The sequence below is a fragment of the Lutimaribacter degradans genome (assembly GCF_023703375.1).
GTDB classification, from domain to species: Bacteria; Pseudomonadota; Alphaproteobacteria; order Rhodobacterales; family Rhodobacteraceae; genus Lutimaribacter; species Lutimaribacter degradans.
The window spans coordinates 1-20,099 of record NZ_JAMQGO010000012.1; the positions used below are offsets into that span (position 1 = coordinate 1).

Below are 20,099 nucleotides of genomic sequence, written 5' to 3' on the forward strand. Positions count from 1 at the left end.
TGGGCGTCGGTCAACCAGAAGAGATCAGACATGTTCACCGCTCGTTTTTCGAACCGTGAATCACGCCGCCTCGCAGAAATCAATGGGTCCTGACCCTAAAGAACAATGCGGCGAGGTTGCTGGGGCTGCTGCCAAAATAGTGCAAATCAGATACATATATTTGATCTGGATCAATGCGTGCAACGCTTAACATATGCAGAAACGCGTATGTATGCAATGGAGTACGCTCATGACGTTGAACCCGTTTCAGCCAACCCGCCGGGGCTTTCTGGGCCTTGCCGGCGGTGCGGCCGTGCTTGCCGCAGGGACTGGTCCCGCTCGGGCACAAAAGGTATCCACAAAGGCCAAAATTGTCATCCTTGGCGCCGGTGCAGGGGGCACGGCATTGGCCAACCGCCTTGTCGAACGGCTGGATGGAGCCCAGATCACCATCGTCGATGGCCGGGCGCAGCATTGGTACCAGCCCGGTTTCACGCTGATCGCCGCCGGGCTCAAGCCCGCCGATTATTCGGTTAGCCAGACGGCTGAATGGCTGCCCGACGGGGTGAAGCTGGTGGCGGAATACGCCGCGGAAATCGACCCGGAGACCAACACCCTGACCACCGCCTCGGGCAACAAGCTGTCATATGATTACCTTGTGACGGCGCCGGGCCTGACCCTGAACTGGGAGGGCATCGAGGGCTTCAGCCTGGACCTGGTGGGCAAGGATGGTATCGGCGCGGTTTATGCCGGCCCCGAATACGCCGCCAAGACCTGGGCCGCGATGGACCAATTCACCGACACGGGCGGTCAGGCTTTGTTCACCCGGCCGGCGACGGAAATGAAATGCGCCGGCGCACCGCTGAAATACACTTTCCTGACCGATGATTACGCCCGTCGCAAGGGCAACCGTGGCAAGGTTGAAATTACCTATGCCGCCCACTCGAAATCGTTGTTCAGCGTACCGATCGTCAACGAAAAGGTGCGGATGCTGTTTGCAGATCGCGGGTTCGACGTGGTGCATGACCACGTGATGAAAGCGATCGACCCGGGCAAGAAACTGGCCACCTTTTCCACCCCCGAAGGCGATGTTGAACTGCCTTACGATTTCACCAACGTGATCCCGCCAATGATCGCGCCCGAGGTGATCCGCAATTCGCCCCTGCCCTGGCAGGAGGGCAACTGGAAGGATGAAGGTTGGGTCGATGTCGACATGTACAACCTGCGTCACAAACGGTACGCCAACGTGTTCGCCCTGGGTGACGTGGCAGGCGTGCCGAAAGGCAAGACCGCCGCCAGCGTCAAGTGGCAGGTGCCGGTGGTCGAGGATCACCTGGTGGCCCAGATTGCCGGTGACACGACCGATACCAGTTATAACGGCTATACATCCTGCCCGCTGATCACGCGTGTGGGCCGCGCCATGTTGGTCGAGTTCGATTACAACAACGACCTGACACCCAGCTTCCCCGGTGTGATCGCACCGCTTGAAGAGCTGTGGATCAGCTGGTTGATGAAAGAGGTTGCCCTGAAGGCGACCTATAACGCGATGCTGCGCGGCAAGGCGTAAGGAGGCCAAGGCATGCAAGAACTGACACTGGAAACCCTGATCGCCGTCTGGGAAGAGATGTTCGGCGCGGGCCTGTTCTGGGCCATGGTGGTGGCCGCGGTGGTGATCACCGTTGCCTATATCTACGTGCTGATCCGCGACCGCTCGATGTCGATGCGAAAATTCTTGCTGGCACAACTTTCGATGCCTGTCGGCGCGGTCGCCGCGGTCATTTTCGTGCAACAGATGACGAGCTCGGGCTTTCGCGATATTGGTGGGCCCATTGACGTGATCGTGTTGCTGGCCGTGGCCGCAGCGGGGGCCGTTGGTATCGCCATACTGGTTTACACGCTCCAGGCGCTTATCAGGGGCCCCGAGGCACAGGACGGCTGAGACCGATAGTGCAGGAGGTCAGGCATGGCTGATGTGGCACAAGCCCAGGGCGGCAACCGGCTGGAACATTTTCCGGTGCCGTTCTTCGCGGTGGTGATGGGGCTTTCGGGCCTGACGTTGGCACTGCATGCGGCGGAAACCGGGCTGGATATACATCTGGGCGCCGCAACCTTGGCCTACTGGGTGACGGTGGCGGCGGCTCTGGTGATCGCGGCGCTTTATGGCCTCAAGGCGCTGCGCTATCCGCAGGCGGTGGCGCATGAGTGGCACCACCCGGTGCGGCTGGCGTTTTTCCCGGCAATCTCGATTTCGCTGCTGTTGTTGGCCACGGCCACCCTTGCCCGTGCGCCCGAGGCTGCGCGCGTTTTGTGGCTGCTGGGAATGGTTTTGCAGGGCGGGCTGACAATCGCGGTCGTGTCGGGCTGGATCTCGGCGCGGGCGTTTCAAACCGGGCACCTTACTCCCGCATGGTTCATTCCCGCGGTGGGTAACGTCATCGTGCCGATCGTGGGGGTGCCCTTGGGATACGTTGAAATCAGCTGGTATTTCATGGCGGTTGGCCTGATCTTCTGGATCGTTCTCCTGACGTTGGTGATGAACAGGTTGATCTTTCACGACCCGATGCCGGGAAAGTTGCAGCCGACGCTCGTTATCCTGATCGCGCCACCGGCGGTGGGATTTCTCGCCTGGCTGAACCTGGTCGGCGAGGTGGATGCCTTTGCCCGTCTACTGTTGAACATGGCCTACCTGTTCACGTTGATCGTGGCGGTGAACCTGCCCAAGATCTTCAAACTGCCCTTTGCCCTGTCATTTTGGGCGCTCAGTTTTCCCTTCGCGGCGATAACGATTGCCAGTTTCCGCTTTGCGGCGGAAACCGGCAGCGCGGTGCACAAGGTGTTTGGCCTGATCCTGCTTGCGGTGCTGATCGGCGTGATCGTGGCGCTGATCTTGCGCACGGGCCGTGCGATTGCCGACAAGGCCATCTGCGTACCGGAATAAGGTGTGTCGCGCCCTTGCGGGCGCGACCTGCGCCAGACAAGGCATCAGGCCGGGCGTAACCCCAGCATCTCGCGCGCCTGGGCCGCAGTAGCCACGGGGCGTTCGTATTCTTCGCACAGGGCCGTCACGCGCTTGACAAGCGCCGCGTTCGACGGCGCCAGCGTGTCGCGGTCAAGGCGCACGTTGTCCTCCAACCCGGTGCGGGCATGACCACCAGCCGCCACGGACCATTCGTTGACCGTTATCTGCCCTGCCCCGATGCCCGCCGCGCACCATTCGGCGTCGGGCATGATGCGCTTGACCGTTTCGATATAAAAATCGAATGTCGGGCGGTCGACGGGCATGGCATTTTTGACACCCATAACGAACTGGACGTAAAGCTGGCCGGGAATGCGGCCATCGGCGTTCATTTTTGCAGCTTGGTGAATATGGCTGAGGTCAAAGCACTCGATCTCGGGTTTGACCTTGTAATCGCGCATCTCGCTGGCCAGCCAGTCGACCAGGTCAGGCGGGTTTTCGTAGACGCGGGTGGGAAAGTTGTTCGACCCGACCGAAAGAGAGGCCATGTCGGGCCGCAGCGACAGCATGCCGCCGCGTGCCCGGCCCGCGCCCGACCGGCCGCCGGTGGAAAACTGGATGATCATGCCGGGGCAGTGCTTTTCCAGACCCTCCTTCAGGCGCGCGAAACGCTCGGGGTCCGAGCTGGGCATGCCGTCTTCTGCACGCACATGGGCGTGGCAGATGGCGGCGCCGGCCTCAAAGGCTTCGTGCGTCGACTCGACCTGTTCCTCGATCGTGATCGGTACGGCGGGGTTGTCGGATTTCTGCGGAACAGAGCCGGTGATGGCGACGCAGATGATGCAGGGTTTGGTCATTCTGGCCTCGGGGTTGTGCGTAATGGCGGGCGCGGGGGCGGCGCCGCCCGGGGGTTGACGATGCCACATGAATTCAATGCGATTCAAGGGCTTGCTTGTGCGGGAGGCCAGGCAATGGATGCCCCAGGCGGGCGCAACGGTGCATATGTATCGCGTCGCGTGTGATCAGCGCCCGTGGCTGCGGTCGTATGCGTTGGGCGGCGGTGGTGTCCAGCCTTCAAGCGTGCCCGGTGCGGGGGCAAAAACCTCGACCAGAAGGGGGTGGCAGGCCGCGCCGTCCGAGCTGTGCTCGGTGCTGCAATCGCCGCCCGGACAGGCGCTGAGTGCGCCCAGCAGGTCGATCTCGGCAAAGAATTCGATATGGTCGCCGGGGCGAACGGGGCTGGCCTTCATGAAATACTGGCCGGTGTCGCGGGTAAAGCCGGTGCACATGAAAACATTAAGAACATCATGCACATAGCTCTCGGCCTGGGGCAGGCTCATGCCGGTTTCGTCGGCGAAGGCGCGGGTCAGGTTCGAGTGGCAGCAATGGTGATACTGCGTGCCCGAGAGCAGGTTGCCGGTATAGGGGTCGCACCTGGTGCCGATCACGTCATGCACCGAGCCGCCGAACGCGTCCTTGCCGTACCAGTCGAGCGTGTCACGGATGACGGTTGCCATGGGCCGCATGCCGGGAAAGGACGACCACATGCGGTGGCCTGTCGTCAGGTGGGTGCCGTGCAAGGCACGGGTCTTGCCGGAATAGAAGCGTTCGGAAAAGTCGTTTTTGTTCCATAGGTTAAGGTCGCCCACCTGGGGGCCTTCGACGCTGCTGATGCGAAAGAAATGGCCCGCTGGCACGCCAAAGCTGCGGGCGTCGCGCGGCGGTACTAGGGTTTCCCCGCACTTGGTGGCGCTGGCACGGGCCTGCGTATAAAGCGCAAGATCGGGTTGGGGCAACGTGTCGGTGGGATAGCAGATCACCGGCGGGATGGCGCGGCGTTGGGCGGCGTCGGCAGGTTCGGTCATGGCGGTCTCGCAATTGGTTTGGGCGAGGGTTGCCCAAGCCGTGCATGTTTACAAGGGGCATAAATATGCAAGAACCGCGCGATTCCCCCCGGAAACCGCGCGGTTCGCGTAGTGGCCATTCAACCAAGGCGATGCGCGAACCGTGACAATGCCTGGCTCAGATCACCACCACGTCGAGCGGCGGAAAACCGTTGAACCCGACCGAGGCATAGGTCGAGGTATAGGCTCCGCAATTGCGGATCACGATACGGTCGCCCGCGGCCAGCCCCAAGGGCAGGTCGACGGGGCGTTTTTCGTAGAGCACATCGGCGCTGTCGCAAGACGGACCCGCCAATATGCAGGGTGCGGTCGGCTGGCCATCAAGGGCGGTCAGAAACTGATAGCGGATTGCCTCGCCCTCGGTCTCGGCAAGGCCGGAGAACCGACCGATATCCAGGTAGACCCAACGGTTGAGGTCGGTTGCCGATTTGCGCGACACAAGCAGCACCTCGGCGGCGATCGCGCCCGCCTCGGCCACAAGGCCGCGGCCGGGTTCGGCCATGACGTTGGGCACATCGCCAAAGCGGTCGGTCACCTGTTGCATCACCTGCGCGGCATAAAGCTCGGGCGCGTCCACGGCCTCGCCGTAGAAGGCCGGAAAACCGCCGCCGATATTGAGCAGGTCGAGCGCGTGCCCGCCATCGCGCGCGGCGTGCCAGACCTGCGCCACCTGATCGAGCACCGGCGCCCACATCGCGGCACGCCGGGTTTGGGAACCCACGTGGAACGACAGGCCGACCGGGCGCAGGCCTAAACGCGTGGCCAGGTCCATCAGGTCAAGCGCCTGCTCGGGCGCACAACCGAACTTGCGCGACAATGGCCAGTCGGCCTGGCTGTTCATTACCAGAATCCGGATATAGACGCGGGTGCGGGGCGCGCGGCGGGCGATTTTCTCCAGCTCTTCGACGGCGTCGGCGGCATAAAGGGTGACGCCCTGTTCATGCGCCCAGGCGATGTCATCTGCCCGTTTGATCGTGTTGCCGAAACTGATGCGATCGGGCGTGGCCCCGGCATCAAGGCACAACTGGATCTCGGCACGGCTGGCCGCGTCAAAGCCGCAACCGGCCCGTGCAAGCGCGGAAAGCAACTGGGGTGCCGGGTTGGCCTTGAGCGCGTAATGGATGCGGGCCCGCCCCAGCCCCTGTGCCAACGCGGCGTGTCGGCAAATGACGGCGTCGCGGTCGATCACCAGCGTGGGCCGTTCAAAGCGATGGCTAAGGATATGCGCCTCGGCGCGGGACAGGGATGCGTCAAGGGCGGGCGAAGGCCCGGTTACAAAAGCGTTCAAGGTCATCTCCGTTCAGACCGGTGGCCGCTGGGCCAAGTTCCAAGGGAGACGTTACCGTCGCTGCTGTAACCGTAGGGGTGTAACCCCTTTCGACAGAGGCGCGTGCGTTGGCGTCTATCTGCGCGCATATGAGGCAGAGCCCCGAGTCGATCAAGTGGGATTTTGCATGGCGTGACCGATTTTTTGCCGAAACGGTCACTTGCTGTTGCGCAGGCATGTTTTAGGCGGTTTGCCATCAGCGGTATCGGTTTGTGCGCCGCAGGCGGCGCAGCGCCACCGGGCTGCATCGGCGCCGGGGTATTCGCGCCAGCGGCAATCGCGGGTGGCACGGTTCGAGACGATTGCGGTGACGACAAGCGCAAGGATGATGAGCAGAATATAAACCATCAGAGGGCGTGGCCTGCCGCAATGCTGGACGGGATGCAACCCCGTGAAACGCGCCTGTGAGCGCGATCAAGCCCTGGTGCCTTGCCTTGGCGCGGCATCGACCCTGACGCCGCGCCCCCTGCGTGGGCCCCGGCAATGCCGGGGCCACGAGGGGCAGGGCGCAAAGCATGAGACAGGGGCTTATCGGTGTGTCAGGGGTTACGCCGCGTCGGCCACGTATTCGTAATAGTCGTCACGGGGCACCGGTTTGGGCTGCGGTTGGGGGCCTGTGTAGGCATAATATGCAAAAGCCTGTTCAAGGGCTTCAAGCGCGGCCTTGGCCGGCGTTTTGGTGGTGGTTTGCGTGCTCATGGGGTTGTCCCTTCAAGGTGTGAACATCCCCTCCCTGCCGCGAAAGATAAGCGCATGAGCGCAGGCGCACATCGGGCAATCCGGGATGGCCGTCATGCACCCGGCGCAACGCAAAAGGCCGGCCCCGGGGGCCGGCCTTTGAAGGCATCGGAAAGCGGCGATCAGACCGCGCGTTCCACCATCATCTTCTTGATCTCGGCGATGGATTTTGCCGGGTTCAGGCCCTTGGGGCAGGTCTTGGTGCAGTTCATGATGGTGTGGCAGCGATACAGCTTGAACGGGTCTTCCAACTGGTCGAGCCGTTCGCCCGTCGCCTCGTCGCGGCTGTCGATGATCCAGCGATAGGCATGCAAAAGCGCGGCCGGGCCAAGGTAGCGGTCGCCATTCCACCAATAGGACGGGCAGGCGGTAGAGCAGGATGCGCACATGACACATTCATATAGGCCATCTAGCTTCTTGCGGTCTTCGATGGATTGCTTCCACTCTTTCGCGGGGCGGTTCGTCTTGGTTTCCAGCCACGGCATGATCGAGGCGTGCTGGGCATAGAAATGCGTCAGGTCCGGGATCAGGTCCTTGACCACGGGCATGTGGGGCAGGGGGTAGATCTTTACGTCGCCCTTCACCTCGTCCAGGCCATAGATGCAGGCCAGCGTGTTGATCCCGTCGATATTCATCGCGCAGGAGCCACAGATACCTTCGCGGCAGGAGCGGCGGAAGGTCAGTGTCGGGTCGATCTCGTTCTTGATCTTGATCAGCGCGTCCAGAACCATCGGGCCGCATTTGTCCATGTCGACAAAATAGGTATCGACCCGTGGGTTTTCGCCGTCATCGGGGTTCCAGCGGTAGATCTGGAACTTGCGCACGTTCTTGGCGCCTTCCGGCTTGGGCCAGGTTTTGCCCACGCGAATGCGCGAGTTCTTGGGGAGTGTCAGTTGAACCATTTGGTGTCCTCCGATCCGTCGGCGGTGCTTTGTTCTGCCAGTCGCGGCCTTACTGGTACCGGCCCACGCAATAGCGTGACCCGCGATACATAACGGACGCGCGTGGCGGGCAGCCTGTCGCCGTCCTGGGCATTTCGGCGTAATACATCTGGTTTAGCTCTGCCTGGGCACGCTCGCGCGCTGTCATGTCGGCACTGGCGGCGGCGCCGGGCGCCCGGTGGCCGGTGTTTGTGCAACCGGCAACCAGCCCGGCCGTCATTAGCGCGAAAACCAGGCGATGCATCATCAGAATGTCCTTGCCTTGGGGGCGATCTTTTCAATCGCGATCCCGCCCTGCTGTTCGTTCGTGAGCGGGTCAGTGATCACCTCGCGATAGGTCAGGGCGGCCTTGTTGCCATCAACATGCGCGATCGTGTGCACACGCCAGTTTTCGTCGTCACGCTCGGGGTGATCCTCGTGCGCGTGGGCGCCGCGGCTTTCCTTGCGTGCCTCGGCCCCGGCGATGGTGGCCAGCGCGTTTGGCATCAGGTTGGTCAGCTCCAGCGTTTCCATCAGGTCGCTGTTCCAGACCAGGCTGCGGTCGGTGACCTTGATATCGTCGAGCTTGGCGGCGATGCCCGTCATCTTGTCGAGCCCTTCCTTCAGCGTGTCCGAGGCGCGGAACACCGCGGCGTCGGATTGCATCGTGCGCTGCATCTCAAGGCGCAGTTCCGCCGTGGGCGTGCCACCGTCGGCGTGGCGCAGGCCATCGAAACGGTCGAACGCCTTGTCGATCGCGGCGGTGTTGAGCGGCGGCGTCGGTGCCTCGGGGTCGACCGTCTTGCCGGCGCGGATCGCGGCGGCGCGGCCGAACACCACGAGGTCAATCAGGCTGTTCGACCCAAGGCGGTTCGCCCCGTGCACCGAGGCGCAACCGGCCTCGCCCACGGCCATCAGGCCGGGCACGATTGCGTTCGGGTCGTCCTTGGTGGGGTTGATCACCTCGCCCCAGTAATTCGTGGGGATGCCGCCCATGTTGTAATGCACGGTGGGCAGAACCGGGATCGGTTCTTTCGTGACATCGACACCGGCAAAGATCTTGGCGCTTTCCGAGATACCCGGCAGGCGTTCGGCCAATGCCTCGGCCGGCAGGTGCGACAGGTTCAGGTGAATGTGGTCGCCATGCTCACCCACACCGCGGCCTTCGCGGATTTCCATCGTCATCGAGCGGCTGACATAGTCGCGCGGGGCCAGGTCCTTGTAGTTGGGGGCGTAGCGTTCCATGAACCGCTCCCCCTCGGAGTTGGTCAGGTACCCGCCTTCGCCGCGCGCGCCTTCGGTGATCAGGCAGCCCGAGCCGTAGATGCCAGTGGGGTGGAACTGCACGAATTCCATGTCCTGAAGGGCCAGCCCGGCACGGGCAACCATTCCGCCGCCGTCGCCGGTGCAGGTATGGGCGCTGGTCGCGCTGAAATAGGCACGACCGTAACCGCCGGTGGCCAGCACGACCATCTTGGCGTTGAAGACATGCATGGTGCCGTCGTCCAGCTTCCAGCAGACGACGCCGGTGCAGACGCCATCATCGCTCATGATCAGGTCGATGGCGAAATACTCGATGTAGAACTCGGCGTTGTTCTTGAGGCTTTGGCCATACAGCGTGTGCAGGATGGCATGGCCGGTGCGGTCGGCCGCGGCACATGTGCGCTGCACCGGCGGGCCTTCGCCGAACTCGGTGGTGTGGCCGCCGAACGGGCGCTGATAGATCTTGCCCTCTTCGGTCCGGCTGAACGGAACGCCGTAATGCTCAAGCTCGTAAACGGCCTTGGGCGCCTCGCGCGCGAGATATTCCATCGCATCCGTGTCGCCCAGCCAGTCAGACCCCTTGACGGTGTCGTACATGTGCCACTGCCAATGGTCGGGGCCCATGTTCGACAGCGACGCGGCGATGCCGCCTTGTGCCGCGACCGTGTGCGAGCGGGTTGGAAAGACCTTGGTGACGCATGCGGTGCGCAGGCCCTGCTCGGCCATGCCCAGCGTGGCGCGTAGCCCGGCACCGCCGGCACCGACGACGACAACGTCGTAATCATGCGTCTCGTATTCGTAAGAAGCCATGTTGCTGTGTCTCCGGTGTTAAAGCGCGATCTTGGCGATGGCGAAAAGCCCGGTCGCCATGGCGGCATAGGACAGGCAGGTCACCAGGATCAGAGTGATTTTTTGCGCAGTTCCGTGCACGTAATCCTCGATCAGGACCTGGGCACCATCGTTGAAATGCTTCCATCCGATGATGAAGGTTAGCGCGGCTACCAGCGCGGGAAAGGGCCGGGCGAAATAGGTTGTCACTTCTTCGTAGGAGCCGCCGAGGGCGGGCCCGAAGGTGAACACGAAAAGGGGCACCAGGATCAGCAGCGCGACGGAAGAAACCTTCATCGCCCAGAAATGATGCACGCCGGATTTGGCCGAGCCGAGGCCGGTGGCGCGTTTGCGGTCGGTCAGGTAACGCATGTCTGGCCTCCTTTCACACGATCAGCAGGGTCAGGATGGTCAGCACGACCGAACCGATGATGCAGGCCCAGCCAAGCTTTTCCGCAATGTCCAGTTCCAGCATCATCGCGTTGTCCCAGACCAGGTGACGTATGCCGGCAAGGGTGTGATACCAAAGACCCAGCACGCTGAGGGCCAGGACAAGATCGCCAAACCAGCTGCGCAGGAACCCGTCGGCGATCGCGAAATACTCGGGCCCAGAGGATGCGGCGAGAAACCACCACGTGATGAGAAGCCCCGCCACCACGAGGGCGTTGCCAGTGATCCGTGTCAGGATCGAAGACAGCGAAGTGATCTGTGGGCGGTATATGGAAAGGTGCGGTGAAAGTGGGCGGTTGCCCCGGTTTACATCAGCCATTGGTCGTCCCTTGGTGCTTGCACACGACGGTATACCCGGTGTCGCGCTGTGTTTTGCATTGTTTTAGCGCCTATGTCACGCGCGCAAACCCCCGTCACGGCATTATTTCGGCGCAAATTGCCGCAATAGCCCGGTTTGTGATCACATGGTCTGACACCGTGATCACAAAAATGCAGAGCGCTCATCGAAGGGCGAATCCCATCGCGACCAGGGCTTGCGTGGCGCGAGTCTTTTGCTCGGGCTCGCCGAAAAGAACACAATCGTTAAGGTCGTGAACCAGGCTGCTAAGCTGCTTCTTGTTTCGCATTTCACAGATGAGGTCGGCGATCGTCTCGCTTGGCGCGGCAAGTATCGCATCAATCGCCTTTTGGGTGTCTTTTGGCAACATAGCCAGGCTTCCACGCTGATTCTGTTCTCTCCCCGAAGGCAATGTAACGCCTTGGTAACGGGCAGTCACAACCTTTTCGCCCCGGCCCCGTGGCCAGCCGGCGCGCCGGCACCGTCAGATCGGCATCAGCGCCCAGTAATCCAGGTCGAGCAGAACGTCGGGCAGGTATTTGCCATCCTCGCCCTTCAGCGCAAAGGGGGCACCGCCCCTGGTCGCCACCAGCCGCAGGCGGATTGCCCCGACGCCGGGGGCGTTGGTTTTGGCCTTATCCAACACCTCGGACCATGCCTTGACGGTCAGCCCGCTGAAGCACGGGTTGGCATGTGCCCCGCCATTGAGCCCCACGATCATCTGCGCGTTGGCCAGCCCGTTGAACGACAGCGCGCGCGCCATCGATATGACGTGCCCGCCATAGATAAGGCGTTGCCCATCGGGGCGGAACGTGGCGTCGAAATGCACCTTTGCGGTATTCTGCCAAAGGCGGGTGGCCATCATGTGCTCGGCCTCTTCCACGGTCACGCCGTCGACGTGATCAATGGTTTCGCCCACTTCGTAATCGCCCCAGCGGTGCGGCTCCCCGGCCAGGGTGAAATCGTAGTTGCTGAAATCAAGCCCCTCGGGAATCACCAGGTCATCGACCGAAAGCACCTTTTTCAGGTCCGGCACCACCGTGTCGGGGGCGGGTGCGTCTGGGTTGCTCTTGCGCACCATCACCCAGCGGACATAGTCCAACACCACTTCGTCGCGCTGGTTCATGCCGCGGGTGCGGACGTAAACCACGCCCGTCTTGCCGTTGGAATTCTGCTTCAGGCCGATCACCTCGGACGATGACCGCAACGTATCCCCGGCATAGACCGGGCGCAGCCAGCGGCCTTCGGCGTAACCCAGGTTCGCGACCGCGTTCAGTGACACGTCGGGCACGGTTTTGCCAAATACCACGTGAAACGCCGCGAGGTCATCGAGCGGGCTTTCGGGCAAGCCACAGCCGCGCGCGAACTCGTCAGAGGAATAAAGCGCATGACGCGCGGGATAAAGCGCATGATACAATGCGCGTTCGCCCGCGCCCACTGTGCGGGGCACGGCGTGGTCGATCACCTGGCCGACCTGGTAATCCTCGAAAAAGCGGCCCGGGTTGGTCTTGGCCATGGTCACTGCTCTCCAAGCTTGATTTCGGGGGAATAGGTGCCCGATGTTTCCTTCACTACGGCCTGCCCGCAGCGCATGACGCCGTTTGCCGCGTCGAAGGAATAGGTGGGGCTGCCATGCAGCGCCCAGCCCTTGTTCAGTGCCTCGGTCACTTTGTGACAAAAGGCCGAGCTGTCATCAGCCGTCAGGAAACGGTAAAGTTTCATGGCGCTACCCCGGGAAGGGCGAGACGCCCAGCCAGAAGTGGATGGCCGAGATCACGGCAAAGGCGACGATCGTGATGCCAACGAGGATCACGTCGCGCTTGGCCTCGCCCGGTTGTGGGGCCACCCATGGCTCTGACCTGTTGATGAGGATAACCTCGACCACGGCCCAGGCCAGCAGCCCGCCGAACAGGATGATCGAGGCCAGGTCGCCGTTGACGATCAGGTGCGCGAATGCCCAGATCTTGACGCTGGCCAGTTGCGGATGGCGGAACCGCGCGCGCAGCCGGCCCTTGGAATGCGACAGCGCGAAAAAGAACACCGCGACCAGCATCAGCAAGTTGTTCAGGTGCGTGGTCCAGCTGGGCGGGTACCAGACATTGATGAACTCGGCCTGGCGATAGCCGAGGATCATAAGGATCAGGCCGGCCAGGATGACCACAGCTGCCAGACCCTTGCCCGCATTTCCCATCGAGTCGCGCAAGCCAGGGGCCAAGCGTTTGAACAGATGCGCCGCGATCCACAGGACCAGGCCAAGAATTAGAAGTGTCATGTCGCGCCTCGTTTAGAGTGAGGCGATGGAGGAGGCCATCGCCAGAACCTTCTTCGCGGTTTCAACATGCAGGTTTTCGACGATTTTACCATCCACAACCGCCACGCCCTGGCCGGCCCGCTCAACTTCTTCGAAGGCTTCGATCTGGCGGCGGGCCAACTCGATCTCGTCTTCCGACGGAGAGAAACATTCGTTGGTCACATCGACCTGGGCAGGGTGGATCAGCGTCTTGCCGTCAAAGCCGAGGTCGCGGCCCTGGTTGCATTCGGCGCGCAGTCCCTCTTCGTCCTTGAACTGGTTATAGACGCCGTCGATGGCCACGACGCCATGCGCGCGGGCGGCCAGCAGCATGGTTTGCAGCGCCTGCATCATCGGCATGCGGTCGGCGCGGAACCGGCAATTCAGCTCTTTGGCAAGGTCATTGGTGCCCGCGACAAAGCCGCCCAGCTGTGGGTGCGCGGCGATTTCCAAGGCGTTAAGAACGCCCAAGGGCGTTTCGATCATCGCCCAGATCGGCGTGTCGTTGCCCAACATGTCGGCCAGCGCCTGCACATCGGCGGCTGAATTCACCTTGGGCAGCAGGAAGGCGTCGCAATCGGCGTCTTTCAACGCGGCAACATCGCCCGCGCCCCATTCGGTGTCGAGGCCGTTGATGCGAATGACCCTCGCGCGGTTGCCGTATCCGCCCTGGGTCAGTGCCTCATTCAGCGTGTCGCGGGCCGTGTCTTTCGCGTCGGGCGTTACGGCATCTTCAAGGTCAAAGATGATGGCATCGACGGGCAGGCTCCGGGCCTTTTCCAACGCGCGCTCTTTCGAGCCGGGAATGTAGAGAACCGAGCGAAAGGGGCGAACTGTGGCGTCCATGAGTCTCTCCCGTAACAAAGTTGCGCGGGAATTGGCATTTTTTTGCGCAATTGTTCAAGGGCTTTCTTGCCGCATCGCAGCGAGTGGCGCCGGATTGGTGGCGTTAACCTGCTGTTCACCATTTACGCGGCACTGTTTTCGCGTTCCCGCGGCCAATGGGAAAAGGAACACGGGATGCGCGCCAGGGCTGTTGTCTTTGCTGTAGCCGTTGCCATGCTGCCCGGCACCCTTGGGGCAGGCGTGGCCAATTGTGCGCCGCGTGACAGGGTTGTCCAGCGCCTTGCCCAGGATTATGGCGAAACGCGCCGGTCGATCGGGCTGGGCTCCGGCAATCGGGTGATCGAGCTTTACGCCTCGGACGCGACAGGAAGCTGGACGATCACGACGACCACGCCGGGCGGGCTGACCTGCCTGGTTGCGACCGGCGAGGCGTTCGAGGCGATGACCGATGCCCTGCCCGTAAGGGGCGATGACGCCTGATCAGGTCAACCCGTCCCAGATCAGCTTGGTGCCGGTGGCGGTTAGCAACACGTAGGTCAGTGCAAAAAACGCGCGCTCTGGCACCAGCCAGTGCGCCCGCACACCCAGCCACGCCCCCAACAGCGCAAAGGGTGCCAGCAGCAGGTCGGCCAGCAAAGTTTGCGCGGTGAAGATCCCCAGAAAGGCGTAGGGAATGAATTTCACGATGTTGATGACCCAGAACAGAATTACCGTCGTGGCCTGAAAGGTGGTCTTGTCCAGTCGTCGCGACAACAGCCAGACGGCCGCCGGTGGCCCGCCCGCGTGGCTGACGAAACTTGTAAAGCCGGCAACCGCCCCCGCCAGCCCCCCGGCCCAAAGCGGCAAGTTGGCCGAGGGCGCGCGGATCAGCCCCCATTTCTGCGCCAGTTGCCACGCGACGAAGCCGACGGAAATCGTGCCGATCAGAACGCGGAACACATCCGGTTCGGTCATCTGGTAGAGCCACGCACCCAGCACCACGCCCGGCACGGCCCCGGCAATCAACAGCTTTGCGTCGGGCCAGCTCCACCGCCGCCAATAGGGGCGCAGGGTGCTGATATCGATCAACATCAGCAAGGGCAGCATGATCCCGAGCGCCTGGCCCGGTTCCAGCACAAGCGCCAGAATCGACGCGCTGGCAAAGGCCGCACCCGAGCCAAAACCGCCCTTCGATATGCCGGCGAACGTCACCGCGGGGGCGGCGATCGCGAAAAATGACCAACCGAGTTCCAGCGCCCGTTCCCCCCTTAAGCCCCTTGTTCTGACCAAGCTTTACGGACTTCGGGCCTGGGCGAACAGCCCCGGTTTGATGTGGCCGCGCGGGCATCCATCTTGCGCGCGCGGCTTTTTGCGACTACGCCAATCGCGAAATTCACACGGAACCGGAGAATAATTCATGGCCAGACCCAAGATCGCGCTTATCGGTGCGGGCCAGATCGGTGGCACGCTTGCCCACCTCGCCGCAATGAAGGAACTGGGCGATGTTGTTCTGTTCGACATTGCCGAAGGCACCCCCGAGGGCAAGGCGTTGGACATCGCGGAATCGGGCCCGTCGGAAGGGTTCGATGCCAAGCTAAAGGGCACGCAGGACTATGCCGACATCGCGGGGGCCGATGTTTGCATCGTCACCGCCGGCGTGCCGCGCAAGCCGGGCATGAGCCGCGATGACCTGCTGGGCATCAACCTCAAGGTCATGAAATCGGTTGGCGAAGGCATCGCCGCCAACGCGCCCGACGCGTTTGTCATCTGCATCACCAACCCGCTGGATGCGATGGTCTGGGCCCTGCGCGAGTTTTCGGGTCTGCCGCACAACAAGGTCTGCGGCATGGCCGGTGTGCTGGATTCGGCGCGCTTCCGCCATTTCCTGAGCCTGGAGTTCGGCGTGTCGATGAAGGACGTGTCTGCCTTCGTTCTGGGCGGGCATGGCGACACGATGGTGCCGTCGGTGCGCTATTCGACCGTGGCCGGCGTTCCGCTGCCCGACCTGATCGAAATGGGCTGGACCACCAAGGAAAAGCTGGACGCCATCGTGCAGCGCACCCGCGACGGCGGCGCCGAAATCGTGGGCCTGCTGAAAACCGGTAGCGCCTTCTACGCGCCCGCCACCAGTGCCATCGAGATGGCCGAGGCGTTCCTGAAAGATCAAAAACGCGTTCTGCCCTGCGCCGCATGGTGCGATGGCGAACTGGGCGTCAAGGGCATGTATGTCGGCGTGCCGACGGTCATCGGCGCTGGCGGGATCGAAAAGATCGTGAACATCAAGCTGAACAAGGAAGAGCAAGAGATGTTCGACAAGTCGGTCGAGGCCGTGAAGGGCCTTGTGGATGCCTGCAAGGGCATCGACGACTCGCTGGCGTGATTGCCCGATCCGTCAGGTGACATTGCGAAAGGCCGGGTTCCGACCCGGCCTTTTCCATTCGCACAAGGGCCGCAGCGCTTTGCATGCTTGGGTTCGATTCCTTTCCTGATGCGGTGGCAAGATTTGTGATCACACGATTTCATCCTGTGATCACAAAATGCCGAAAAACATGCTGAAAACCGCCTGTGCCGCACAAATCGTTTAAACATGCCGAAAGCTTGTGCCACTAAGGCTGTCAATCGTAAGCCAAAACGGGACAGCTTCATGAATATCCACGAATACCAGGCGAAGGCGCTTCTTCGCTCTTACGGGGCCCCGGTTTCGGACGGTCGCGCCGTTCTGAAGGCCGAGGACGCAAAGAACGCAGCCGGTGAACTGGACGGCCCGCTGTGGGTGGTCAAGGCGCAGATCCATGCGGGCGGCCGCGGCAAGGGCAGCTTCAAGGAGGCCGAGGCCGGTGAAAAGGGCGGTGTCCGCCTTGCCAAGTCGGTGGAAGAGGCGGCCGAAGAGGCCAAGAAGATGCTGGGCAAAACCCTTGTCACGCATCAGACCGGCCCGGCAGGCAAGCGGGTCAACCGCATCTATATCGAGGATGGCAGCGACATCGAGCGCGAGCTGTATCTTGCCCTGCTGGTCGATCGTGTCAGCAGCCGCGTGTCCTTTGTCTGCTCGACCGAGGGCGGCATGGACATCGAAGAGGTCGCCGCCAGCACCCCCGAAAAGATCCTGTCGTTCAGCGTTGACCCGGCCACCGGCTACCAGCCCTTTCATGGCCGCCGCATCGCCTTTGCGTTGGGGCTGGAGGGCGCGCAAGTCAAGCAATGCGTCAAGCTTATGGGCATACTCTACAATGCCTTCATCGAGCGCGACATGGAGATGCTGGAAATCAACCCGCTGATCGTAATGACGAATGGCGAGCTCAAGGTGCTCGACGCCAAGCTGGGCTTTGACGGCAACGCGCTGTACCGCCAGCCCGACATCGCCAACCTGCGCGACGAGACCGAGGAAGACCCCAAGGAGCTTGAAGCCAGCAAGTACGACCTGAACTACATCGCGCTCGATGGCGAGATCGGTTGCATGGTGAACGGCGCGGGCCTTGCCATGGCGACGATGGACATCATCAAGCTCTACGGCGCCGAGCCTGCCAACTTCCTTGACGTGGGCGGTGGCGCCACCAAGGAAAAGGTGACCGAGGCATTCAAGATCATCACATCGGATTCGAACGTCAAAGGTATCCTGGTCAACATCTTCGGCGGCATCATGCGCTGCGACGTGATCGCCGAAGGCGTGGTTGCCGCGGTGAAAGAGGTCGGCCTGAAAGTGCCGCTTGTCGTTCGTCTTGAAGGCACCAATGTCGACAAGGGCAAGGACATCATCAACAATTCCGGCCTTGACGTGATCGCCGCCGACGACCTGAAGGACGGCGCGCAAAAGATCGTGAAGGCGGTCAAGGGCTGAACGGATGACCGCGCCACGCGCCTGCCCGGTTTGCGAAAGCGATCAAGCCACCCGGCTTGACCGCTATTCGCCGTCCGAGTGGGATCTTGTCGCCTGTGATGGATGCGGGTTCGTTTTCCTGCGCAACCCTCCGCCCTACGAGGCTTTGGAAGAGGATTTCGCCTGGGAAAAAACCTACGAGGTGCGGCGTCAGCGCGGCGGCTCGACCCGGTTTTCGCGGTGGCTGCGGCCGCTGCGCGACCGGATGTCGGCCAGCCGAAACCAAAGCAAACAGGACGTGTTCCGCCGCTTGTTCGGCGCCGGGCGGGTGCTGGATGTGGGCTGTGGCGACATCGTTCGGACCGAGCCGCCCATTGTTCCGTACGGCATCGAGATTTCGAACGTGCTGCAAGCGGGGGCGGATGAGGCGATGCGCGCCCAGGGTGGCTACTGTCTGAAGGCATCCGGCGCCGATGGCGTATGGGAGTTCGACGAAGAGTTCTTCGACGGCGTGATCCTCAATTCCTATCTCGAGCACGAGGCCGATCCGCGCCGCGTGCTGGGCGGTATCCACAGGGCTTTGAAGCCCGGCGGCAAGGTCTTTGTGCGGGTGCCGAATTTCGGGTCGCTGAACCGCCGTGTGATCGGCGCGCAGTGGTGCGGCTTCCGCCATCCCGACCACGTCAATTACTTTACCACCAATTCACTCGAACGCCTTGCCGGGAAATTCGGCTTTGGCGTTCAGATCCTCAACAAGAGCACGCTTTGGGTTGATGACAACATCAAGGCCGTGCTGCATCGTATCTAAGCAAAGGACCAGAACATGGCAGTCCTCGTCGACGAAAATACCAAAGTTATCTGTCAAGGCCTGACCGGCAGCCAGGGCACCTTCCACACCGAGCAGGCGATTGCCTATGGCACCAAGATGGTGGGGGGCGTCACGCCGGGCAAAGGTGGGCAGACCCATCTTGACCTGCCGGTTTTCGACAGCGTGCACGAGGCCAAGCACGTGACCGAGGCCAACGCCAGCGTGATCTACGTTCCGCCGCCCTTCGCCGCCGACTCGATCCTCGAAGCGATCGATGCCGAGATGGAACTGATTGTATGCATCACCGAGGGTATCCCGGTCTTGGACATGATGAAGGTCAAGCGCGCGCTTGAAGGCAGCAAATCGTTGCTGATCGGCCCGAACTGCCCCGGTGTCATCACGCCGGATGCCTGCAAGATCGGCATCATGCCGGGCCACATCCACAAGCGGGGCAAGGTCGGCGTGGTCAGCCGTTCGGGTACGCTGACATACGAGGCGGTGAAGCAGACAACCGATGTTGGCCTGGGCCAGTCCACCTGCGTTGGCATCGGCGGTGACCCGATCAAGGGAACCGAGCACATCGACGTGCTGGAATGGTTCCTGGCCGATGACGAGACAGAGGCGATCATCATGATCGGCGAAATTGGCGGCAGCGCCGAAGAAGAGGCCGCGGCGTTTCTTGCCGAGGAAAAGAAAAAGGGCCGTTGGAAACCCACCGCGGGCTTCATCGCGGGCCGCACTGCGCCTCCGGGTCGCCGCATGGGCCACGCGGGGGCCATCGTTGCCGGCGGCAAGGGCGGCGCCGACGACAAGATCGAAGCCATGAAATCGGCCGGTATCGTCGTTGCCGACAGCCCCGCAACGCTGGGCGAGGCGGTGCTGGACGCGATCAAGAAGGGCTGACCCCGATGCGGGGCGCATGGTCGTCATGCGCCCCTCTGATGCGGACAGGAAGAGATGACCAGAACCCGACGCGCTCAGAAAACACCTATTGCCCGAATTGCCTTTGGCCGGGTGGGCCGCGTTGTGCGCAATGGCACCGGAGTTTGCGCGCTGGTTCTGGGCCTTGTCCCGGCCGCTGGTAGGGCTGAAATTCCCTTGCAGCAGTTGGATTTCCTGTCGGCCTGCACCGGCGACGCGGATATCGACCGGGCCGAGCGTGACCTGCAGGCGTTGGGGTGGTCGACGGTAAACGACCCAAACGATGCGCTGATCGAGGATATCGCCTGGATCAACGCGGCGGTCTATTTTGCGGGGGATACCGGCGGTGAAACCCTGGAGCGCGTGATGGAATTGCAGCGCAAGGCCGCGGCCAACCTGGTCAGGCGCAAGGATCTTCCGCGATCCCGGCACCGTTTCCTGACCCGTGACGGTGAAACGCTGGTTCTGTTCTGGCGCGGTTACGACCCGGTCAATGATATACTGGAATGTCGCGCCGCGCTTGACCCGGCGACGATGTCCGGCATACGCGCTGCGCGCCCGGACACAGGCACCTTGCCCGCCTACAGCCCGATGCCCCCGATTTCCGTGGATGGCGCGCGGGTCGAGATCACCTTGCTGAACACCCCGGCGCTGACAGCCCATGACGCGCCGGATGCCATTATCCACACTTACGCCACACAGCGGAAAACCGACCAATGACCGCACATTTCGCGAG

General features: G+C 62.3%; 25 protein-coding genes. 9 read left to right on the plus strand and 16 right to left on the minus strand.

Going from position 1 to position 20,099, the window contains the following annotated elements:
• The first annotated feature begins 229 nt into the window (after positions 1–229).
• The 3 genes from M8744_RS14820 to M8744_RS14830 are packed head-to-tail and all read left to right on the plus strand — an operon-like array spanning position 230 to position 2,917.
• Positions 230–1,546, plus strand: coding sequence for an NAD(P)/FAD-dependent oxidoreductase (locus M8744_RS14820; RefSeq protein WP_251419165.1), 1,317 nt, complete (start codon positions 230–232; stop codon positions 1,544–1,546).
• Positions 1,547–1,558: 12 nt separating this feature from the next.
• Positions 1,559–1,918 carry a DUF5368 domain-containing protein gene (locus tag M8744_RS14825; RefSeq protein WP_251419167.1) on the plus strand — a complete coding sequence of 120 codons (360 nt, stop codon included), beginning with the start codon at positions 1,559–1,561 and terminating at the stop codon, positions 1,916–1,918.
• Positions 1,919–1,942: 24 nt separating this feature from the next.
• Complete coding sequence (locus tag M8744_RS14830; protein WP_251419169.1) at positions 1,943–2,917, plus strand: SLAC1 anion channel family protein; 975 nt, start codon at positions 1,943–1,945, stop codon at positions 2,915–2,917.
• Positions 2,918–2,961: 44 nt separating this feature from the next.
• Here the strand turns inward: M8744_RS14830 and M8744_RS14835 are convergent, their stop codons facing one another.
• The 15 genes from M8744_RS14835 to M8744_RS14905 form a co-directional block, all read right to left on the minus strand.
• Complete coding sequence (locus M8744_RS14835) at positions 2,962–3,792, minus strand: 3-oxoadipate:acetyl-CoA acetyltransferase (protein ID WP_251419171.1); 831 nt, start codon at positions 3,790–3,792, stop codon at positions 2,962–2,964.
• A gap of 165 nt (positions 3,793–3,957) precedes the next feature.
• A complete protein-coding gene (locus M8744_RS14840) occupies positions 3,958–4,800 on the minus strand; it encodes an urea carboxylase-associated family protein (protein WP_251419173.1) in 843 nt (280 codons plus the stop codon).
• 157 nt (positions 4,801–4,957) lie between these two features.
• Positions 4,958–6,133, minus strand: a complete 1,176-nt coding sequence (locus tag M8744_RS14845) for a type III PLP-dependent enzyme (protein WP_251419175.1) — start codon at positions 6,131–6,133, stop codon at positions 4,958–4,960.
• A 189-nt stretch (positions 6,134–6,322) separates the two neighbouring features.
• Positions 6,323–6,514, minus strand: coding sequence for a hypothetical protein (locus M8744_RS14850; protein WP_251419177.1), 192 nt, complete (start codon positions 6,512–6,514; stop codon positions 6,323–6,325).
• Positions 6,515–6,712: 198 nt separating this feature from the next.
• Positions 6,713–6,865 carry a hypothetical protein gene (locus tag M8744_RS14855; protein ID WP_251419179.1) on the minus strand — a complete coding sequence of 51 codons (153 nt, stop codon included), beginning with the start codon at positions 6,863–6,865 and terminating at the stop codon, positions 6,713–6,715.
• A gap of 161 nt (positions 6,866–7,026) precedes the next feature.
• A complete protein-coding gene (locus tag M8744_RS14860; protein ID WP_251419180.1) occupies positions 7,027–7,806 on the minus strand; it encodes a succinate dehydrogenase iron-sulfur subunit in 780 nt (259 codons plus the stop codon).
• A gap of 49 nt (positions 7,807–7,855) precedes the next feature.
• Complete coding sequence (locus M8744_RS14865; RefSeq protein WP_251419182.1) at positions 7,856–8,092, minus strand: hypothetical protein; 237 nt, start codon at positions 8,090–8,092, stop codon at positions 7,856–7,858.
• Entirely contained in the window at positions 8,092–9,897 is a 1,806-nt protein-coding gene (gene sdhA, locus M8744_RS14870; protein ID WP_251419184.1) for a succinate dehydrogenase flavoprotein subunit, read from the minus strand. The genes M8744_RS14865 and sdhA overlap by 1 nt, the downstream gene beginning before the upstream one ends.
• An 18-nt stretch (positions 9,898–9,915) precedes the next feature.
• Positions 9,916–10,287: a succinate dehydrogenase, hydrophobic membrane anchor protein gene (sdhD, locus tag M8744_RS14875; protein WP_251419186.1), complete on the minus strand. Its 372-nt coding sequence runs from the start codon at positions 10,285–10,287 to the stop codon at positions 9,916–9,918.
• Positions 10,288–10,300: 13 nt separating this feature from the next.
• Positions 10,301–10,684, minus strand: a complete 384-nt coding sequence (sdhC, locus tag M8744_RS14880; protein WP_251419188.1) for a succinate dehydrogenase, cytochrome b556 subunit — start codon at positions 10,682–10,684, stop codon at positions 10,301–10,303.
• 181 nt (positions 10,685–10,865) lie between these two features.
• The gene (locus tag M8744_RS14885; RefSeq protein WP_251419190.1) at positions 10,866–11,072 is read right to left on the minus strand and encodes a hypothetical protein; all 207 of its coding nucleotides are present in this window, start codon (positions 11,070–11,072) and stop codon (positions 10,866–10,868) included.
• A 114-nt stretch (positions 11,073–11,186) separates the two neighbouring features.
• Positions 11,187–12,218 carry a MaoC family dehydratase gene (locus M8744_RS14890; RefSeq protein ID WP_251419191.1) on the minus strand — a complete coding sequence of 344 codons (1,032 nt, stop codon included), beginning with the start codon at positions 12,216–12,218 and terminating at the stop codon, positions 11,187–11,189.
• A gap of 2 nt (positions 12,219–12,220) precedes the next feature.
• A complete protein-coding gene (locus tag M8744_RS14895; RefSeq protein ID WP_251419193.1) occupies positions 12,221–12,424 on the minus strand; it encodes a DUF1737 domain-containing protein in 204 nt (67 codons plus the stop codon).
• 4 nt (positions 12,425–12,428) lie between these two features.
• Positions 12,429–12,974 carry an NnrU family protein gene (locus M8744_RS14900; RefSeq protein WP_251419195.1) on the minus strand — a complete coding sequence of 182 codons (546 nt, stop codon included), beginning with the start codon at positions 12,972–12,974 and terminating at the stop codon, positions 12,429–12,431.
• 12 nt (positions 12,975–12,986) lie between these two features.
• Positions 12,987–13,838, minus strand: coding sequence for an HpcH/HpaI aldolase/citrate lyase family protein (locus M8744_RS14905; RefSeq protein ID WP_251419197.1), 852 nt, complete (start codon positions 13,836–13,838; stop codon positions 12,987–12,989).
• Positions 13,839–14,012: 174 nt separating this feature from the next.
• Here M8744_RS14905 and M8744_RS14910 point away from each other — a divergent pair, with 174 nt between their 5' ends.
• Positions 14,013–14,318 carry a hypothetical protein gene (locus tag M8744_RS14910; protein WP_434481377.1) on the plus strand — a complete coding sequence of 102 codons (306 nt, stop codon included), beginning with the start codon at positions 14,013–14,015 and terminating at the stop codon, positions 14,316–14,318.
• Here M8744_RS14910 and M8744_RS14915 read toward each other — a convergent pair whose 3' ends face one another.
• Complete coding sequence (locus tag M8744_RS14915) at positions 14,319–15,071, minus strand: sulfite exporter TauE/SafE family protein (RefSeq protein ID WP_251419384.1); 753 nt, start codon at positions 15,069–15,071, stop codon at positions 14,319–14,321.
• A gap of 163 nt (positions 15,072–15,234) precedes the next feature.
• On the opposite strand from M8744_RS14915, the gene mdh reads away from it, so the two are divergent.
• The 5 genes from mdh (at position 15,235) to M8744_RS14940 (ending at position 20,083) form a co-directional block, all read left to right on the plus strand.
• A complete protein-coding gene (gene mdh / locus M8744_RS14920) occupies positions 15,235–16,197 on the plus strand; it encodes a malate dehydrogenase (RefSeq protein ID WP_251419199.1) in 963 nt (320 codons plus the stop codon).
• 264 nt (positions 16,198–16,461) lie between these two features.
• Positions 16,462–17,655, plus strand: a complete 1,194-nt coding sequence (gene sucC / locus M8744_RS14925) for an ADP-forming succinate--CoA ligase subunit beta (RefSeq protein WP_251419201.1) — start codon at positions 16,462–16,464, stop codon at positions 17,653–17,655.
• Between the two features lie 4 nt (positions 17,656–17,659).
• Positions 17,660–18,442: a class I SAM-dependent methyltransferase gene (locus tag M8744_RS14930; protein WP_251419202.1), complete on the plus strand. Its 783-nt coding sequence runs from the start codon at positions 17,660–17,662 to the stop codon at positions 18,440–18,442.
• A 15-nt stretch (positions 18,443–18,457) separates the two neighbouring features.
• Positions 18,458–19,345 carry a succinate--CoA ligase subunit alpha gene (gene sucD / locus M8744_RS14935; protein WP_251419204.1) on the plus strand — a complete coding sequence of 296 codons (888 nt, stop codon included), beginning with the start codon at positions 18,458–18,460 and terminating at the stop codon, positions 19,343–19,345.
• Positions 19,346–19,399: 54 nt separating this feature from the next.
• On the plus strand, positions 19,400–20,083 hold the full coding sequence (locus M8744_RS14940; protein ID WP_251419206.1) for a hypothetical protein: 684 nt from the start codon (positions 19,400–19,402) through the stop codon (positions 20,081–20,083).
• The last annotated feature ends 16 nt before the right edge of the window (positions 20,084–20,099 follow it).

Excerpts from the sequence above, each read along its gene's own strand:
- M8744_RS14820 (WP_251419165.1), top strand. The coding sequence starts at position 230 with ATGACGTTGAACCCGTTTCAGCCAACCCGCCGGGGCTTTCTGGGCCTT.
- M8744_RS14825 (WP_251419167.1), top strand. The coding sequence starts at position 1,559 with ATGCAAGAACTGACACTGGAAACCCTGATCGCCGTCTGGGAAGAGATG.
- M8744_RS14830 (WP_251419169.1), top strand. The coding sequence starts at position 1,943 with ATGGCTGATGTGGCACAAGCCCAGGGCGGCAACCGGCTGGAACATTTT.
- M8744_RS14835 (WP_251419171.1), bottom strand. The coding sequence starts at position 3,792 with ATGACCAAACCCTGCATCATCTGCGTCGCCATCACCGGCTCTGTTCCG.
- M8744_RS14840 (WP_251419173.1), bottom strand. The coding sequence starts at position 4,800 with ATGACCGAACCTGCCGACGCCGCCCAACGCCGCGCCATCCCGCCGGTG.
- M8744_RS14845 (WP_251419175.1), bottom strand. The coding sequence starts at position 6,133 with ATGACCTTGAACGCTTTTGTAACCGGGCCTTCGCCCGCCCTTGACGCA.
- M8744_RS14850 (WP_251419177.1), bottom strand. The coding sequence starts at position 6,514 with ATGGTTTATATTCTGCTCATCATCCTTGCGCTTGTCGTCACCGCAATC.
- M8744_RS14855 (WP_251419179.1), bottom strand. The coding sequence starts at position 6,865 with ATGAGCACGCAAACCACCACCAAAACGCCGGCCAAGGCCGCGCTTGAA.
- M8744_RS14860 (WP_251419180.1), bottom strand. The coding sequence starts at position 7,806 with ATGGTTCAACTGACACTCCCCAAGAACTCGCGCATTCGCGTGGGCAAA.
- M8744_RS14865 (WP_251419182.1), bottom strand. The coding sequence starts at position 8,092 with ATGATGCATCGCCTGGTTTTCGCGCTAATGACGGCCGGGCTGGTTGCC.
- sdhA (WP_251419184.1), bottom strand. The coding sequence starts at position 9,897 with ATGGCTTCTTACGAATACGAGACGCATGATTACGACGTTGTCGTCGTC.
- sdhD (WP_251419186.1), bottom strand. The coding sequence starts at position 10,287 with ATGCGTTACCTGACCGACCGCAAACGCGCCACCGGCCTCGGCTCGGCC.
- sdhC (WP_251419188.1), bottom strand. The coding sequence starts at position 10,684 with ATGGCTGATGTAAACCGGGGCAACCGCCCACTTTCACCGCACCTTTCC.
- M8744_RS14885 (WP_251419190.1), bottom strand. The coding sequence starts at position 11,072 with ATGTTGCCAAAAGACACCCAAAAGGCGATTGATGCGATACTTGCCGCG.
- M8744_RS14890 (WP_251419191.1), bottom strand. The coding sequence starts at position 12,218 with ATGGCCAAGACCAACCCGGGCCGCTTTTTCGAGGATTACCAGGTCGGC.
- M8744_RS14895 (WP_251419193.1), bottom strand. The coding sequence starts at position 12,424 with ATGAAACTTTACCGTTTCCTGACGGCTGATGACAGCTCGGCCTTTTGT.
- M8744_RS14900 (WP_251419195.1), bottom strand. The coding sequence starts at position 12,974 with ATGACACTTCTAATTCTTGGCCTGGTCCTGTGGATCGCGGCGCATCTG.
- M8744_RS14905 (WP_251419197.1), bottom strand. The coding sequence starts at position 13,838 with ATGGACGCCACAGTTCGCCCCTTTCGCTCGGTTCTCTACATTCCCGGC.
- M8744_RS14910 (WP_434481377.1), top strand. The coding sequence starts at position 14,013 with ATGCGCGCCAGGGCTGTTGTCTTTGCTGTAGCCGTTGCCATGCTGCCC.
- mdh (WP_251419199.1), top strand. The coding sequence starts at position 15,235 with ATGGCCAGACCCAAGATCGCGCTTATCGGTGCGGGCCAGATCGGTGGC.
- sucC (WP_251419201.1), top strand. The coding sequence starts at position 16,462 with ATGAATATCCACGAATACCAGGCGAAGGCGCTTCTTCGCTCTTACGGG.
- M8744_RS14930 (WP_251419202.1), top strand. The coding sequence starts at position 17,660 with ATGACCGCGCCACGCGCCTGCCCGGTTTGCGAAAGCGATCAAGCCACC.
- sucD (WP_251419204.1), top strand. The coding sequence starts at position 18,458 with ATGGCAGTCCTCGTCGACGAAAATACCAAAGTTATCTGTCAAGGCCTG.
- M8744_RS14940 (WP_251419206.1), top strand. The coding sequence starts at position 19,400 with ATGACCAGAACCCGACGCGCTCAGAAAACACCTATTGCCCGAATTGCC.